Source organism: Micromonospora sp. CPCC 205558 (assembly GCF_036902955.1).
In the GTDB taxonomy this organism is placed as follows: Bacteria; Actinomycetota; Actinomycetes; order Mycobacteriales; family Micromonosporaceae; genus Micromonospora.
Genome location: NZ_JBAKHR010000017.1, coordinates 84,087 through 100,429, shown reverse-complemented (window position 1 = coordinate 100,429; position 16,343 = coordinate 84,087). Strand labels below are relative to the sequence as shown.

The 16,343-nt window shown below is 72.5% G+C and carries 11 protein-coding genes and 1 tRNA gene; 5 read left to right on the top strand and 7 right to left on the bottom strand.

Going from position 1 to position 16,343, the window contains the following annotated elements; all coding sequences use genetic code 11:
• Positions 1-25: 25 nt before the first annotated feature.
• Complete coding sequence (locus V6U86_RS20180) at positions 26-1,246, bottom strand: low temperature requirement protein A (protein ID WP_334505406.1); 1,221 nt, start codon at positions 1,244-1,246, stop codon at positions 26-28.
• A 154-nt stretch (positions 1,247-1,400) separates the two neighbouring features.
• Here V6U86_RS20180 and V6U86_RS20175 point away from each other — a divergent pair, with 154 nt between their 5' ends.
• Complete coding sequence (locus tag V6U86_RS20175) at positions 1,401-2,384, top strand: LLM class F420-dependent oxidoreductase (protein WP_334505460.1); 984 nt, start codon at positions 1,401-1,403, stop codon at positions 2,382-2,384.
• Positions 2,381-3,172: an SDR family oxidoreductase gene (locus V6U86_RS20170; protein WP_334505405.1), complete on the top strand. Its 792-nt coding sequence runs from the start codon at positions 2,381-2,383 to the stop codon at positions 3,170-3,172. Before V6U86_RS20175 ends, V6U86_RS20170 begins: the two co-directional genes overlap by 4 nt.
• 134 nt (positions 3,173-3,306) lie before the next feature.
• Here the strand turns inward: V6U86_RS20170 and V6U86_RS20165 are convergent, their stop codons facing one another.
• The 5 genes from V6U86_RS20165 to V6U86_RS20145 all read right to left on the bottom strand — a co-directional run bounded on the left by V6U86_RS20165 (position 3,307) and on the right by V6U86_RS20145 (position 13,183).
• On the bottom strand, positions 3,307-5,640 hold the full coding sequence (locus tag V6U86_RS20165) for a transglutaminaseTgpA domain-containing protein (RefSeq protein ID WP_334505404.1): 2,334 nt from the start codon (positions 5,638-5,640) through the stop codon (positions 3,307-3,309).
• Positions 5,637-6,797 (bottom strand): DUF58 domain-containing protein, encoded by a 1,161-nt coding sequence (locus tag V6U86_RS20160; RefSeq protein WP_334505403.1) that lies wholly within the window; start codon positions 6,795-6,797, stop codon positions 5,637-5,639. Before V6U86_RS20160 ends, V6U86_RS20165 begins: the two co-directional genes overlap by 4 nt.
• Before the next feature lie 14 nt (positions 6,798-6,811).
• Positions 6,812-7,807, bottom strand: a complete 996-nt coding sequence (locus V6U86_RS20155) for an AAA family ATPase (RefSeq protein WP_334505402.1) — start codon at positions 7,805-7,807, stop codon at positions 6,812-6,814.
• A gap of 27 nt (positions 7,808-7,834) precedes the next feature.
• Positions 7,835-10,459, bottom strand: a complete 2,625-nt coding sequence (locus tag V6U86_RS20150; protein ID WP_334505401.1) for a fibronectin type III domain-containing protein — start codon at positions 10,457-10,459, stop codon at positions 7,835-7,837.
• 195 nt (positions 10,460-10,654) lie between these two features.
• On the bottom strand, positions 10,655-13,183 hold the full coding sequence (locus V6U86_RS20145) for a tetratricopeptide repeat protein (RefSeq protein ID WP_334505400.1): 2,529 nt from the start codon (positions 13,181-13,183) through the stop codon (positions 10,655-10,657).
• A gap of 255 nt (positions 13,184-13,438) precedes the next feature.
• Between V6U86_RS20145 and V6U86_RS20140 the strand changes: the two genes are divergently transcribed.
• The 3 genes from V6U86_RS20140 to V6U86_RS20130 all read left to right on the top strand — a co-directional run bounded on the left by V6U86_RS20140 (position 13,439) and on the right by V6U86_RS20130 (position 15,143).
• Positions 13,439-13,522, top strand: a tRNA-Leu gene (locus V6U86_RS20140).
• Positions 13,523-13,810: 288 nt separating this feature from the next.
• Positions 13,811-14,134 (top strand): AbrB/MazE/SpoVT family DNA-binding domain-containing protein, encoded by a 324-nt coding sequence (locus tag V6U86_RS20135; RefSeq protein ID WP_334505399.1) that lies wholly within the window; start codon positions 13,811-13,813, stop codon positions 14,132-14,134.
• A gap of 52 nt (positions 14,135-14,186) precedes the next feature.
• On the top strand, positions 14,187-15,143 hold the full coding sequence (locus tag V6U86_RS20130; RefSeq protein ID WP_334505398.1) for a tyrosine-type recombinase/integrase: 957 nt from the start codon (positions 14,187-14,189) through the stop codon (positions 15,141-15,143).
• An 815-nt stretch (positions 15,144-15,958) separates the two neighbouring features.
• Here the strand turns inward: V6U86_RS20130 and V6U86_RS20125 are convergent.
• Positions 15,959-16,252, bottom strand: a complete 294-nt coding sequence (locus V6U86_RS20125) for a hypothetical protein (RefSeq protein WP_334505397.1) — start codon at positions 16,250-16,252, stop codon at positions 15,959-15,961.
• Positions 16,253-16,343 lie beyond the last annotated feature (91 nt).

Sequence of the window (16,343 nt, the reverse complement as noted above, 5' to 3'; positions counted from 1 at the left end):
CCGCCGCGACATCACGGCGCGAGGCTCAGAACGGTGGCGTGGCGGCCTCCGGTGGGGCGCCGCGAGCCCGACGGGCGTCGACCACCGCTACCGCGGCCAGCACCAGCGCCCCGACCGCGCTAGCGACCACACCGGGCAGGTGCAGCAGCGGCACCGACGACACCACCAGCACCGTGAGGGCGATCCACCGGGACGGGGAGACCCGCGCGAACACCTCGTACTCCAGGCGGCCCCGCCCGGCCAGGAACAGGGCCGGGCCCCCGAGCACCATGACCAGCCACGGCCCCGGGATCCGCTCCAGCGGATGGTTGATGATCAGCTCGTATCCGATCGCGGTGGCAGCGAGACCGATCACCATCAGCAGGTGGGTGTCGGCAGCCGACCGGCCGATGTTGGCGGGGTGGCGGGCCTTCACCACCGCCTCGCCCAGGATCCGCCCGGCCCGTTGCACATAGATGCGCCACAGCATGACCGAGGTGGCCAGCGCCAGCGCGAACGCCCAGGCGTGCCCCATCTCGTTCGGCCCCCTGCTGTACGCGAAACCGGCCACCAGGATCGTCTCGCCCAGCGCGACGAGGAAGAACTGCTGGTACCGCTCGGCCAGGTGTTCCCCGGCGATCTCCCACTTGGAGATCGTCGAGCGGCCCAGGCCGGGCACCGGCCAGCCGCAGCGGGCCGCCAGGTACTCGAGCGCCAGCGCCGTTGACCAGAGCAGCACCTGCGCATTGGTGCTCAGCATCGTGCCGCTGATCCACAGCACCCCACTGACGGCGAAGATCACCGCCATCCGCACCTTCAACCGGCGGTACCGGTGAGCGCCCAGCGCGATCGACAGGATCACCGGCCGGGTCACCTGCGCGACCACGTACGCCACCGCGAACATCAGCCCGGTCTCGCTGAACGCCCGGGGGATCGCCACCCCCATCAACATGCTGCACACCAACGCCGTGATCACCACGGTCTGCAACGGCACCCGGTACGGGTCGTAGCGGCTGGTCGTCCACGCGGTGCCCTGCCACACCGCCCAGAGCGCGAGCAGCAACAGCAGGGTCTTGGCACCGCCGGTGACCGCAGCCCAGCCATTGGCCCCGCCCGGGTCCTGCGTCAGATCCTCGAACGCGCGCGCTGAGATCCGGGTGAGCGCGAAGACGTACACCAGGTCGAAGAAGAGTTCCAGGAACGTCGCCCGGCCGGGCGTGGCCGCCGCCGGGACCGGCTCCAGGTGTCCCGCCGCCCTGGAACCCATGGTCAGCGGCCTGCCCCGTCGGTCCGGTCCACCTCGAAGTGGTAGCACTTCCCACCGGCTCGTACGGTCGGAAACCGGCGATTCTGCCCAACGCGGGGATCTTGCTCGGACCCGCGTCAACGGGCACGATCGACCGGTGACGAATCGATGGGGCATGACGGTGCCGCTGGGCGGGATCGCGTTGGCGCAGCACGACGCGGCCTACGCGGCCCTCGACCGGGCCGGGTTCACCGACGTCTGGTCGTCCGAGGTCGCCGGGGCCGACGCGTTCACCCCGCTGGCGCTCGCCGCGGCCTGGCAGCCCGGGCTGCGGCTCGGCACCGCGATCACACCGGTCTTCACCCGGGGCCCCGGGTTGCTGGCGATGAGCGCGGCGGCGCTGGCCGAGGCCGCGCCGGGCCGGTTCTCGCTCGGCATCGGCGCGTCCTCACCCGTGCTCGTGCGGGACTGGAACGCGGTGCCGTTCGACGAGCCGTTCCGCCGCACCCGCGACGTCCTGCGCTTCCTGCGCGCCGCGCTGGCCGGCGAAACCGTCGACGAGGCCTACGACACGTTCACCGTCCGCCGGTTCACCCTGGAACGACCGCCGGCGGTGCCGCCGCCGATCGTGCTCGCCGCGCTGCGCCCGGGGATGCTCCGGCTGGCCGGCGCGGAGGCCGACGGGGTCATCCTCAACTGGCTCGGCGCCGACGACGTGCCGCGCGCCCTCGCCGAGCTGGGCGAGCGCCGCGCCGGCTTCGAGGTCGCCGCCCGGATCTTCGTCTGCCCCACCGAGGACACCGCGTACGCCCGCGCGTTGGGCCGCAGGCTCATCACCAGCTACCTCACGGTCGGAGCGTACGCCGAGTTCCACCGCTGGCTCGGCCGCGACGAGGCGCTCGCGCCCATGTGGGCGGCCTGGGCCGCCGGTGACCGGCGCGGCGCCAACGCGGCGGTGCCCGACGAGGTGGTCGACGCGCTGGTGCTGCACGGCTCACCGGAGCGGTGCCGCGCCGAGGTGCGTCGCTACGCCGACACCGGTGTGGATGTGCCGATCATCGCGCTGCTGCCGACCCCCGAGGTCACCGCCGGCGGCGCGGACGCGCTGCTCAACCTCATCGCCCGGTTGGGCACCAACCTCGTGGAGGCGTCCGCGTGAACCTCACCGACCGGATCGTGGTGGTCACCGGCGGGGCGGGCGGCATCGGCGCGGCGCTGTCCCGCCGGTTCGCCGCCGAGGGGGCCGCGGCCGTGGTGGTCGCCGACGTGGATGCCGACGCGGTCCGCGCGGTGGCCGAGGGCATCGGCCCGGTCGCGCACGCCCACGCCGTCGACGTCACCGACGAGGAGCAGGTCCGCGCGCTGGTCGCCGACACCGAGCAGCGGTACGGCCGGATCGACCTGTTCTGCGCCAACGCGGGGGTGACCACCGGCGGGGGAGTGGAGGTCGACGACGCCGGCTGGGACCGCGCCTGGCGGGTCAACGTGCTCGCCCACGTCTACTCGGCCCGCGCGGTGCTGCCCGGAATGCTCGCCCGCGGCGGTGGGCACCTGCTGCACACCTGCTCCGCGGCGGGTGTGCTGACGGCGGTGGGCGACGCCGCGTACACCGCGACGAAGCACGCCTCGGTGGGGTTCGCCGAGTGGCTGGCCATCACCTACCGGGACCGGGGCATCCGGGTCAGCGCGCTCTGCCCGCAGGGGGTGGACACCCCGATGCTCGCCGACGGGCTCGCCGACGGTCACCTCGGCGCCCGGGTGGTCGCCGCGTCCGGTGCGGTGCTCACCCCGGACCAGGTCGCCGACGCGGCCATCGCCGGGCTGGCCGAGGAACGTTTCCTGATCCTGCCGCACCCCGAGGTCGCCGACTACGCCCGCCGCCGCGCCGAGGACCCGGACGGTTGGCAGGCCGGCATGCGCAAACTCATCCGTCGGCTGACCGCCTGACCCCCCGAGTACGTCGAGATCCCGCGCCCCGCGGTCGGCTCGGCGATCTTGCGGTTCTGGTTGTCTACTTGCACCCAATGCCCCTTATGCCGGTGCAGAAAGTGCAAGATCGCGCAGACCGCTCGCGGACTTGACTAGCGAGGGCGGCGTAGGGGTGCCGGGTGGACGGACCAGAGTAGACGACGCCACCAGGGGCGTGCTGAGCGCAGGGTGGCCACGTAGGTGGTGGCCACCTCGGCCGCGCGGTCCGCCTGGTCGGCTGTCGCGGCGCCGGGGGCGAAACCCACCTGGTTGAGCAGCGCGGCCAACTCCGCGACGGCCGGGCTGAGCGTGCCTGCCACCGCCGTGTCGCCGGTGGGCGCGGCGGTGTCCGGATCGGCGGGCCCGCCTGTCGCGCCACGTCCGCTCCGGGCCCGGCGGGCGTCGGCGAGGGCCTCACGGGCGTGCCTGGCCACCTCGGTGGCGGCCAGGTCGTCACCGACGGGTTGTCCGGCCAGCCGGAGCGCGTCGGTGACCTCCCGCCAGGCGCCGGCGATGCGCTGGCCGGGGTCGCCGCGCCCGAGCCGGCTGCGGCTGAGGGAACGGCGCATCGCCACCAGGGTGAGCAGGAACGCCCCCACCACCAGCAGCAGACCGCCGCCGCCACCGGCGACCAGCACCGGCGTGGAGACCCCGTCCGGGCGCGGCGGCCCGTCGGCGGCGGCCACCGGCTCCGGCGAGGCGCTCGGCTCCGCGGTCGGTGCCGGCGCCTCCGACGGCGGTGGGTCCTCCGGCGTCGGGCGGAAATCCTCCTCCACCGGCCTCGGCTCGTCATTCGGGCGGGGCAGCGGGTCGAACGGCACCCACCCCAGCCCGTCGAAGAGCACCTCCGGCCAGGCGTAGGCGTCACCGGCCAGCACCGGCCCCTGCCCGCTGGTCCGGAAACCCACCACCACCCGCGTGGGCAGCCCGGAGAGCCGGCCGAGGACCGCGAACGCCGCCGCGAACTGCTCCGAGGTGCCCTCCTGCCCGCCGCCGTTGCGGGGCCCGAACAGGAAGAAACCCAGATTCGGGTACGCGTGCCCACTCGGCGCGTCCGCCACCACCCGGTAGTGCTCGGCCAGGAACTGTTCGATCGCCAACGCCCGCGTGAACGGCGCGCCGTTCTCCTCGGCCAGTTGCGCGGCGAGCCGGCGCATCGGGTCGGGCACCCCGTCGGCGACCCGCAGCACCCGGGCCACCTCGTCACCGGCGGGCACGTTCGCGGTGGCTAACAGGTTCGAGTCGGGGCGCTCCTCGGCGGAGGTCACCGTGTACCGCAGCCCCGGCGTCAGCCCCTCCGGCCGGATCAGTGTGCCGCTGGCCGGGTCGTACGCCACCCGCGCGCCGCTGACCTCCTGGGGCGTCGCCACGGCGGGCAGCAGTCGACCGCTCAACTCGGCCACGCTGATCTGCTGCCGGACCGTCTGCACAGTGCTGTCGCGAGGCGCGGTCGCGGCCGGCAGGATCCGGCCAGCGTTGCGGTACGTCGCGCCGACCCGCCAGGTCACCCCGTCGTAGTCGCTGAGCACCGCCAACCGGATCCGCACACCGCGAGCGGTCTGTGCCGCCGGGTCCGTCGCTGCGGCGGCGGGGCGTTCCGTGCTCACGTCGAGGAGTTTCTGCTCCGGGTGCAGCGCCCAGCCGGAGATCCGGATCAACGGGTTCTCGTCGAGGGTCTGCACCTGCGGCGGCTCCACGTACCGGCGCGGGTCCACCGGCCGGCCGTCGACCTGCTTCGCGACGACCGGGCCGAGCAGCGCGACCAACCCGACCACCACTGCCACCCCGAGCGCCGCGCTGGCGGCCAGCCGCAACCGCACCGCCGCGCGTACCCGGGGGGTCAGGTCGGCGGTCGGGTCGCCGCCGCCCGGCGCTGTCCGGGTGGGGGTGGCCAGACCGACCGCCGCGATCGCGACGAACGCCAGCGTCGCCCCCACTGCCGGTGCGGCGTTCGGGCCGACCACGTAGAGGGCGGCGGCGTAGAGCCCCGCCGCCGGCAGGTAGCCCAGCAGCACCCGGCCGGTGCGCAGCGCCACCTCCGCGCCGGCCAGCCCGGCCAGCCAGGCGGCAACGACCGGCACCAACACCGTGTCCGGTGTGGGCTCCACCGGGATCATGGCGGTGAGCAGCCGGGGGATGCCATTGCGGGCAGCGTCCGTGGTGACCTCCAGCAGACCGCCCGACAACTCGGCGCGGGCGGCGGCCAGCCGCAACGACCACAGTGTCCAACCGGCCATCGCGGCGATCGACACCGGCGCCACCAGCCAGGACGGCAGCCGCCGGGCGGCCACGCTCACCAGCACCGAACCCGCCGCCGCGCCGATGACCAGCCAGGTCAGCAGGCCACCCGCGTACACCCGGCCGAGCACCAGCCCGGCGAGCGCCGTCAACCCGATCAACACCAGCGGAAGGACCGCCGCCCGCAGTACCCGCACGACGCCCGTCACCACCGGCGTACCCCGTCCCACTCGGCGGCGAACTGCGCGCCGTCCGCCGCGTCGACGACCACCAGGCCGGCGGTGCCCGGCGGCGTCGGCTCGGCCGCGCCGAACACACCGACCACCACCGACGGGTACGCCCCACGCAGCGCCCCGACGTGCCCCAACTCGTCCCGACCACCCGGCCCGGTCAGGAAGATCAGCGTGTCGCCGAGCCGGTCCCGCCGCAGCCGGGTGGTGGCCGCACGCACCGCGTCGGCGTCGCCGGACAGGTCGGCGGCGGCGAGCCGGTCCAGCGGCCCGAGCGCGGCGTCGGCGTCGGGCGCGTCGATCGGCTCGGCGGCGACCAACAGCAACAACACCGGCAGGTCGGCGCGGTGCGCGGCGGTCACGACCGACGCCGCCGCCTCACAGGCCGACTCGAACGACTCCGCCACCCCACCGACCCGCTGCGGGTGCGCGGCGGCGCGGTTGTCCAGCAGGACGACCAGGCGCGGCAGACTGGTGTCCACGTTCTCCCGCACCATCAGCTCACCCACCCGGGCGCTGGTGCGCCAGTGCACCCGGCGCAGCTCGTCGCCGACCACGTACTCGCGCAGCGAGTCGAACGTGATCGACCCGTGTGGGACCCCGTCCACCCGGCCGTCGAGGCTGCGCCCAGCGCCCGTGGGCACCGCCGTCAGCGGGTGGATCCGGGGGTGCACCCAGACCGGCACCGTCGCACCGTACGGGCGGGCCAGCGCCACCAGCCCCAGCGGGTCGCGGCGGGTCACCCGCAGTGGACCGACCGGCACCACCCCACGACGGTCGGTCGGCACGTCGTAGCGAACCTCGGTGTCCCTACCAGGCCGCAGGCGCAGCACCGGCACCGGCACGGTCCGCTCCCCGCACCGGTCCTCGGCCAGCAGGTTCGCCGGCCGCAACCGGCCGGTGTTGCGCACGGTCAACGTCATGCTCGCCGGCTCGCCGCGCGCCACCCGGTCCGGGTCCGCGCGGCGGGTCACCGTCAACCGGGGCCGCCAGACCGCGACCAGCGCGGCGTAGCCGACGGCAGCGCCGGCCGCCGCGCCGAGCAGCGTCAACTCGGGGTACGCGAACCGGAAACCCACCCCCAGCAGCAGGACGGCGGCGACGAGCAGCCCGACTCCACGGGCGGTGATCCCCATCGCGCTGCTGCCGGTCAGCCCTGCACCGGAGCGGGTTGCCCCGACGGCAGCGGCACCGGCACCGAGGCGACGGCCTGGCGCAGCACCTCCGCGGCGGTCACCCCGCGCACCTGCGCGTCCGGGGTGAGCAGGAGCCGGTGCGCGAACACCGCCTCGGCGAGCGCCTTCAGGTCCTCCGGCATGATCCAGCCCCGCCCGTCGATCAGCGCGTACGCGCACGCCGCACGGGTCAACGCGATCACGCCCCGGGGGCTGACCCCGACGCGCACCTGCGGGTGCGTGCGGGTGGCAGCGGCCAACCGGACCGCGTACGCGTAGAGCGGCTCGGCGATGTGCACCCGACGGGCCATCCGGACCATCTCGCCGACGGTGGCGGTGTCGGTGACCGGGGCGAGCGCCTCGGGGGAGCGCACCGTCGCGCCGCGCAGCACCTCGACCTCGACCGCCTCGTCCGGGTACCCCACGGACAGCTTCACCAGGAACCGGTCCAGCTGCGCCTCGGGCAGCCGGTAGGTGCCGTCCATCTCCACCGGGTTCTGGGTGGCCACCACCAGGAACGGCGACGGCACCGGGTGCCGGACCCCGTCCACGGTGACGGTGCGTTCCTCCATCACCTCCAGCAGCGCCGACTGGGTCTTCGGCGACGCCCGGTTGATCTCGTCGGCGATGACGATGTTGGCGAAGACCGGCCCCGGATGGAACTCGAAGTCCCGACTCGCCTGGTTGAAGATCGTCACGCCGGACACGTCCGAGGGGAGCAGGTCGGGGGTGAACTGGATGCGCCGCCACTCACCCTTCACCGTGGCGGCGATGGCCCGGGCCAGGGTCGTCTTACCCACCCCGGGCACGTCCTCCAGCAACACGTGCCCCTGGGCGAAGAGCGCGGTCAGCGCCAGCCGCACCACCTGCGGCTTGCCGAGCACCACGGCGTTGACGTTCTCGGCCAGCCGGGCGGCCAGGGCGGCGAAACCCTGCACCTCCGGCTGGGTGAGCGGCTCGTGGGTGTTCACTGTCGGTGGTGCTCCTCGCCTGGTGTTTCAGCAGGTGGGCAGGGTGTTGATGGTGTCGCCGCCCTCCAGGTTGAGCCAGGCCCACGGGATGTAGTTCTTCCCCTTGTAGTTGACCTGCACCCACCAGGTGCTGCGCTTCTGGTTGTTGTAGATCCAGGAGTCGACGTCCTCACCGGACTTCTTGCAGTACGCCTGCAGCCGGGTGCCAGGCTTCGCCCAGCCGGCCTGCTGGTCGTTGTCCTGCCGGGTGACCTTGAAGACCTCGTTGCCGTTGCGGCCGTCGACCTCCTTGTCGCAGTAGGTCCGCTGGTCGCCGTCGGGCCCGTTGTTGCAGGTCGCGATGCCGTACAGCGGCAGCGTCTTCTCCGCCTTCGTCGCCGTGCCCTTACCGGCGGCGTTGGTGGCCGTCACCGTGAACGTGTAATCGGTGCCCGGCGTGAGGCCCGTCATCGTGATGCTGGAGCACGCCCCGGCCTTCGCCGGCTCGCCCGCCGTGCTCAGCGCGCAGGTGGCCTGGCCCCCGCCGGCGTCCACTGTGAACGTCACCGTCGCCCCGGTCGCCGTCGACGAGGAGCCGGTCACGGTGACCCGTGGCTCGGCGACCGTGCGGGCGGTGGCGGTGGCCTCCGGCCCCGGCCCCGCCTCGTTGACCGCCTTCACCTTCACCGTGACGTTCTGGCCGTTGCCCAGCCCGGTGACGGTCGTGCGGGTCTCGGTCACCTCGCTGACCCGCCCACCGACGTCCACCAGGTACTTCGTCACCGGCCGACCGTTGGCTTCGGCCGGCGCCCACTGCACCGTCACCGCACCCGGCTGGTTGGCGACCGTGCCGGCGCGCAGGTTGAGCGGCCGACCGGGCGCCGCGAAGGGCACCACCGTGTTGCTGACCGGCGACGCCGCCGACCCGGCGCCCTTGCTGTTGACCGCCACCACGGTGAACGCGTACTGGGTGCCGAACTCCAGCTCACCGGCGGGCACCACCAGCTCCGTCTTTGTCGACTCGCCGGCCGGCGCGTTCGTTCCCGCCGAACTGGCCGTCACCGCGTACCTCGCGATGGTGTTGCCCTGGCCGTTCGCCGCCGGCCACTTCACCAGCACCGTGCCGTCCGGCCGTTCCTGCGCGGTGACGCTCGCCGGCGGGTCGGGGACCGCGGCGGTAGGCGTCACCGGGTTGCTGTTGCGCGGCGGGCCGTCGCCCTTGGCGTTGACCGCGTGCACCGAGAACCGGTACGTCTCGCCGTTGGTCAGACCCTTGACCTCCACCGCGCGCTGGTTGGCACCCACCTCCACGCGCTGGTCGGCACCCTCCACCACGTACTTGATGATCTCGGCGCCGTTGGCGGCGGCCGGCCGCCAACTCACCCGCGCCTGGGCGTTGCCGGCGGCGGCGGTGACGCTGCGCGGCGCGCTCGGCTTGCCCACCCGGGGCTTCTTCGGTGGGGGCGGCGGCGGGGGAACCGGCGGTGGGTCACCGCCGAGCACGTCGTTGGCGTACTTGTTGACCTCGCGCACCTGGTGCTTGTCGTCCACCACCCGGGCGGTCGCCGAGTCGGGGGAGTTGATGAACAGGTGGTTCTCCCGGACCTCCAGCTCCAACGGCCCGTTGGCCCGCCCACGGATGGTCTCGACCAGCTGGCCCGCCGCGTCGAAGGAGTAGATGGTGCCGGTGGCCTCGTCGGCACAGTAGAACCGGTCCGCCCAGGCCACCGCCGGGCTGAGCCGACCCCCCTCGCCCGGGACCGTGAACGCGCTCTCCTGCCCACCGTCACCCACCAGCAGCACCCGCCGGTCGGCGGTCACCGTGACCGGCACCCGGGGGCCGCTGGTGCGCGCGGGCAGCGCCGCCGTGCCCGACAGCGTCAGCGGCGTCGGGTGCACCTCACCGCCCTGCACCCGCACCAGCTTCCCGGCCGTCCGGTCGAGCACCGCCACCCCGTCGTCCAGGGTGGAGACGGCCAGGTCGTGGCTGGCGTCGGCGACGTCGTACGACTCGACCCGCTGCGGGCTGAGCCCGGCACCCGCCGGCGCGGCCGACGCCGGCGCGGACGGCAGCTTGGCGGCGGTGATCGCCGAGACGGTGCCCTCGCTGGGCACCGCGATCCAGAGGCGACCCTTACCGTCGAAGGTGCCGCCGGTGATGCCCGGCGGATAGCGCACCGGCTCACCGACCGGCGTCAACGATCGCGGATCGAGCTGCCGGACGATGCCCTGCACGGCGTCGACGACGAACGCCGCGTCCTCGTGCAGCGCGACACTCACGCCTAGGCCAGGGGTGGTCCGGGTGGTCGCGCTCAACTGGAGGGTGGCCAGATCCAGCGAGCTGACCTGCCCCGTCTGCAGGTCACGCAGGAGCAGCAACCGGTCGGTCTGAGTGATCTGCATCGGGTGCTGCCGGGCCGCGGGGATCTCGGTGCGCGTGTCCACCCGGGCGGTGACCCCGTTGACCCGGGCCAGCTCGCTGCGCGCCGCGCTCCACAACCAGGAACTCGCGTCGTAGTTGGCCACCGCGTTGTCCGCCGCGCCCAACCCGAGGACGGTCAGGCCCATGGCGGCCAGCAGCGCGGTCACCGTGCCGACGGTCACCAGCCCGCCGCGCAGCCGGGACCGGGAGCGGGGGGCCTCGGTCTGTACGGCGTCGTCGATGCTGGCCACAGCCGGCTGCCTCCCCTGAGTCGTGGCAGGTGGCGCACGCCTTGCGGCGACCCCTCCCCTGAGCCGGGTGCCATCATATGGCGCTGGTGGTGGCGGGGGAACCCGCACCGTCACCCCTGTGGATACCGAGCGTGTGCGTTGTGGACGTCCAGCTCAGCCCGGTTTCCGCTCGACTCAGCCCGGTGCCCGCTCGAATCAGCGCGGCGACTGTCGGCCGGAGGGCGTCCCGCTCGGAGTGGCTTTGCGCTCCCGCGCGGTGCAGACCTGTCCCGAAGTCGCAAAGCTGTCAGTGGAGTAGACCGCCAACACGGTGAAACAGTGATCCACCCGGGAGTTGAAGCCGTTGACCGTGTAGCTGGTCCGGCCCGGGTCCACGGTGGCGATCACACCCAACGCCTGCCCGGCCCGACCGGCGGCGATCATGAATGGCACCGCACCTCCGGTCGGGTCCGTCCAGGTCAACGTGATCGTGGCCGAATCGTCGCGCAGCTTCAGGCCGCTCGGAGCCTGCCCCGCCGCCGTCGGTGCCTGCCCCGCCGCTGCCGTCGGTGCCTGCGTCGCCGCTGCCGTCGGAGCCCCGGTCGGCGGCGGGTCGTCGCGGGTCAGCACCACCGCGCCCAGACCCGCCACCGCCACGACGGCCACCCCGGCCGCCACGACCGCGCCGATCAGCGCTGCCCGGTTGCGGCCCGTCGACCCACCATCATCGGCGTACGCCGGCCGGTGCGCGTCCGGCACCGGGTGGTACTGCTGACCCGGGTACGGCGCCTGGTACTGATCCTGGATCGGGTACGGCGCCTGGGCCGGCTGGTTGTGGTACTGCTGCACCGGCGGCGGTGCGGCCGGCCGTGCCGGGTCGACGCCGACGCCCGGTGACCAGGTCGGCTGCGCAGCGGGGCTCGGCTGCACGGCGACAGGGCTCTCCTGAGCGATGCGCGGGTCTACCTGGGCTGCGGCGACGTTCGCCCGCGCGGGGGCGGGATTCGTCTGCGCGGCCGTCGGGGCGGGCTGGGCGGCGGTGGGGTTCGTCTGCGCGGCCGTCGGGGCGGGCTGGGTGGCGGCGGGCCAGCCCGGGTTGGCCCCGACCCCCGCCGGGCCGGCATGCGACGGGAACACCACGGTCTGGTCGGACAGCGCGCCATCGGCCGGCCCGCTCTGCGGCACCGGAGCATCGAGGATGCCCAGCCCGGAGTCACCGTCCGCCCCGGTGCCGTCCGCGGCCATCATGGTCTGCCCAGCCGCCGTGCCCTGCCCAGCGGTCACCGGCTGGGTAGGCGTCGCGGTCTGGGCGGCGGGGTCGGCACCTGGAGTTGGCAGGGGCTGTGGTGGGGCGCTGCTGCTCCAGGGCGGTGCGGTCAATCCCCAGGGCGGCACGGGTGGCGCGCTCACCGGAGGCGCGGAGACGGGTGGTCCGTAGGGCGGCCCGGAGACAGGCGGCCCGTAGCCGGGTGGTGCGGAGACCGGGTAGGTGTGCCCGGGTGGTGCGGAGACAGGCGGCCCGTAGCCGGGTGGTGCGGAGACCGGGTATGGCTGCGCCGGCGGTCCGGAGACCGGGTACGGCTGGCTGGGTGGCGCGGAGATCGGATGCGGGGTGACAGGCGGTGCGCTGATGGGCTGGGTCGGTGGTCCGCTCGTCGGGTAGGCCGGCCCTGGGCGGTCACCGGGAGGGGCGGCGCTACCCGGCCATGGCGCCTCGGTGCCGGACACGATGTGCGAATCGCCCGGCGCGGTTGGCCCGGCGGCGGCTCGGGCGGCCTCTTCGGCGAGCAGCGGCTCGATCTGTCGTACCCGGATCGTGGGGTTGTCCCAGCGAGGTGTCGCCGCCGCCGGTGTTGCCGGTGCGGTGGTCGCGGGCGGCGATGGCACGTCGACCACCGCAGAGGTCGGCTGGTCACCCACCCGCTGACGTGGTGCCACGGTCGGCCCAGATGGCGGTCGCTGCCCGGCCGGCGTCGTCGGCGTAGGTCTGGGTGCGGCCGTCGGCGGGCCGGGCTGCCTCGGCGCCATCGAGGGGGCTGCCGGCTGAACGGGCGTCGTCCGAGGCGCTGGGATGGCGTTGCTGGGCGACGTGGGCGCGGCGGGTGCGCGTACCGCTGGAGGGTTTGGCTGGGGCGTGGCCGGCGGTTGCGGCGGTGCCCAGGGTGAGACGGCCGCCGGCGGGCCGCTGGCGGAGGGCCGCATCGCGGCGAGGGCCGCCAACGACAGGGTCGGGCCGGTGAGCGCCGACCGGGCACCCGGCTCGGTCACCGGGGTCAGACCGGGCGACGGCGCCGGGTGCGGCTCGTCCGGCGTCGACGCGGGCGGGCCGAGGTAGTCGCGGGCGGCGCGTACCGCCGGGTGGTTCTCCCCGAGCGCGGCGGGCCCGGCGGTGGCGACGCGGGTGTAGTTGCGGCGGGCCTCGTGCCGGTTTCCCAACTCCTCCGCCACCTCCGCGAGCTCGAACGCGAGCGCGAGCATCAGCGGGTTGGAATGCTCCCAGCGTCGCTCGCCCGCCGCGAACGCCTCCTCCAACACCCGGCGGGCGGCGGGCGGGTCGTCCCCCTCCCGGTGCAGCCGCGCCAGCAGATGCGCGGTGTGCAGCACCTCGGGATGGTCGTCACCGTACGGCGGAGGAGCAGACTCGACGGCCTCCGCGAGCAGTTGCCGGGCGGCGCTGAGGTCGCCCGCGGCGCGCAGGGCGAGGGCTCGGTGCTGGGCGGCTGCCAAGGGAGAGGGATGGGGCACGTGGCAATGCTGCCGTCAGAGGGCCGCCGGACGCTACCCGGACACGCCTCGACCGCGTGTCGGCGCCGCGTTTGAGGCGGCTTGAGCAGCGGCGTTTGAGGCGGCTTGAGCAGCGGCGGAAGCGCCGGGGGAGAGCCGCCGGAAGGCGATGTGCATGATCCACGAGTGGCGTGTACAGTAACTCCCCGTGCGGCCCGCCGTGCCGACCACCGGATGGAAAGATCATCTGGTCGGCGAGGTAGGCTGAACGTGTAAGTCCGGGTGGCGGAATGGCAGACGCGCTAGCTTGAGGTGCTAGTGCCCGTATAGGGCGTGGGGGTTCAAGTCCCCCCTCGGACACGAGAACGTATCACCTGTGCGACATGGACGTGGCGGTGGTCAAGGATGCTTGACCACCGCTGAAACCCATCCCACACTGCGCCTTGCGTTACTCTCAGTGACCGGCGCTCAGCGAGATCTCCAATGACGCGCGGCAGCAGCTCGTCAGCGATTCCCGCCGTTGTTCTGCCCGGTCCGGCGTCCGGCGTGCGCGCTGCTCCGGGCTCTCCCGCAGCAGCAATGAGGCGTCCACCACTACCGCTTCCGAGTCTTGCCGCCACTCGAAGCCGTGCAGCTTTCTATGGCCTGGTGACGCTCGATTCGCGTGGTCGAATCGCCGATGGCTCCGTGATGAAGGAACTCCAGTGGACCCCCGGACTGCGATTGAACATCAGGGAGCGCCGAGGGCTGATTGTCGTATCAGCCGACATACAGGGCGTTTTCAAGGTGACGAAGGAGGGCCACGTTCGGCTGCCGGCAGTGGTCCGTCAATGGTGCGGTCTCACCGCCGGCGACCGTGTACTCATCGTCGCTGAACCAGGCAGCGCGCGCTTGGTGGTTCACCCGCCGGCGAAGCTCGACGAGATGATTACGCAGACTCATGATGCGGTGTTCGGGGGCGGGCATGAGTGATGCTGCGGCGAGTCACGCTGAGTTGGACGCGGCTCGGTTGCTTCTTGCTCGGATGGGCATCTCGCCTGCTGATCTTCTGGAGGCTGCGGTTCGGCCTCCGTCGCCGACCTTCGCCGAATACGTCCCCGTGGTGTCGGCTGCGGTCACGACAGGGACGCGACGTGCATACGGTTCCTACTGGAACCGTGTGGTGGAGCACTGGGGGCAGCGCAGGCTGGACGAGCCGACGCCGTCGGAGATCGAGCAATTGGCGGAGTACGTCAAGACGCACGTTGTGGCCCGGCGCAATGCACGCGGAGGCCGCAGTGCGGCGGAGCATCTGATTGCGGCCTTGCGGTGTCTCTACAAGAGGGCAGTTGCTGATGGCTTCATCTCGGCGTCGGACAACCCTGCCTTGAAGGTGGCGAAGCCGCGACGTCTACCAAGCACGCGGCGAGCGGTGGCGGATACTCGGCTAGCCGAGATCAACGAGGTTGCCGCAAGCACGGGTGACGATCCAGCGCTCGACAGTCTGCTGTTGAGACTGCACACCGAGACAGCCTGTCGCCGCGGGGGAGCCCTGGCGCTTCGCTCGGTCGACCTTGATCCGGATCAGTGCCTCATCCTGCTTCGCGAGAAGGGCGACACGGTCCGGTGGCAACCAGTCTCCCCAACCCTGATGAGATATCTGCAACGGCATGCCGAGGAGCGGGGCGCGACGGAGACGGGCCAACTTCTGCGGTACCGCAACGGGCAGCCCATCACCTACCGGCGTTACGACCACCTGTGGGTACGCATCGGCGAGCACCTACCCTGGGTCTACGTGCAGCAGATCAGCACCCACTGGCTGCGACACACGACGCTCACGTGGGTGGAGCGGAATTTTGGTTACGGCGTCGCACGTGCCTATGCCGGTCATTCGGAACATGGCAGTGACGCGGGCACCACGGCAACGTATGTGCGAGCCACCCTGCAGGAGGTTGCCGCCGCCTTGGCGGCGCTCACCAACGAATCGCACCCTCTGACATGACTCGTGATGGCTGGGCTTCGCGTGCGATGAACGGGCCAAGCCATCGGTGTAGTGACGGGCGCGGGTGGCGTGCGTGTGTCTCCGATGCCGCAGTTGGCGCAGACGATCGGTTTTCGGGATCTTGCTAATCCCGATGAACACCTAAGCGCCTCGTTCGCATCGAGGGGGTCAGGGGTTCAAATCCCCTCAGCTCCACCAAGAAGCAGCAGGTCAACAGGCGGGTTCTCGGGCGACGGGAACCCGCCTTTGATCGTTTGACCGTCGTTTGACCGTCGGACGGAGCCCCAGACCGTGGCACGGGGCGGCAGAAGTTAAGCCGAACGGCTGAGTTCGGCGGCGCGGTGGCCCAGCACGTGAGTGTGCAGTGGCCCTGTGCCACCGCGATGCGCGTCGCGGTCAGGTCTGTTTTGCGGGGGTGCGCCAGGCGCTGGTGCGCGTTGTGTCGGTGGACACGCGGTCGTCAGATGCCATATGGACCCACAGCCACGACGGAGTCTGCAGGTTCCGAGCGAACTTGCCAGGTCCCGTTTGCCTGAACATTCGGACTTCAGCGTGGGATCGCTAGCCGGGTGCCGATCCTGGGCTCCTCGTTCGCCCTGTGAAGGCGAATGCGCGTGTCAGCTCCCACGCGGTCGGGCGCTCACGGCGAGCTCTGGGAGGCGTCCGCGCTGATTGGCGCCGACGTGGACCTCACCCGGGGCGTACTGGCGCACCTCGACGCTATTAGGTGGCATCTGGGTTGCCCTGCGGAAGTCCACGAGTCCGCCGAGGCGGGTCCGTCGCAGTGGCGCGGATCGTCGCGCAGCCCAGTTGGGTTATTCGGTAAGAGCTCCAGGGTCGTCGGCAGAGCGAATCTGCTCAGACGCTTCGAGTAGCGCGGCGATGTCCGCGGGATGGCAGATTCGGCCAGCCGGCTGCGATTTGTAGCGGATCACGTGCCGCACGCCCTCAATGGTGACTCCGTCCTTGAGCCATCGATTCACCGCGAACCGGCTGACTGGGCGGTGTGGGGTACTGAACAGTTGGACGACTTCGGCGACGGTCAACCACGCGGCGTCGTTGTCGGAACCGAGCGCCAAGCGGCTACGTAGGTCTCCGCCATCGCTCATCGTTGCCCCTTGAATGCCTCGCGTGTGCGCCGATCTTAGCGGTCCCGTTTGCGTGTCGCGATGGCCGGCGGTTCGGCAGGTGGAATCACAA

Bases quoted from the DNA above. Each gene is read 5' to 3' on its own strand.
- V6U86_RS20180 (WP_334505406.1), bottom strand. From the start codon at position 1,246: ATGGGTTCCAGGGCGGCGGGACACCTGGAGCCGGTCCCGGCGGCGGCC.
- V6U86_RS20175 (WP_334505460.1), top strand. From the start codon at position 1,401: ATGACGGTGCCGCTGGGCGGGATCGCGTTGGCGCAGCACGACGCGGCC.
- V6U86_RS20160 (WP_334505403.1), bottom strand. From the start codon at position 6,797: ATGGGGATCACCGCCCGTGGAGTCGGGCTGCTCGTCGCCGCCGTCCTG.
- V6U86_RS20130 (WP_334505398.1), top strand. From the start codon at position 14,187: ATGGGCATCTCGCCTGCTGATCTTCTGGAGGCTGCGGTTCGGCCTCCG.
- V6U86_RS20125 (WP_334505397.1), bottom strand. From the start codon at position 16,252: ATGAGCGATGGCGGAGACCTACGTAGCCGCTTGGCGCTCGGTTCCGAC.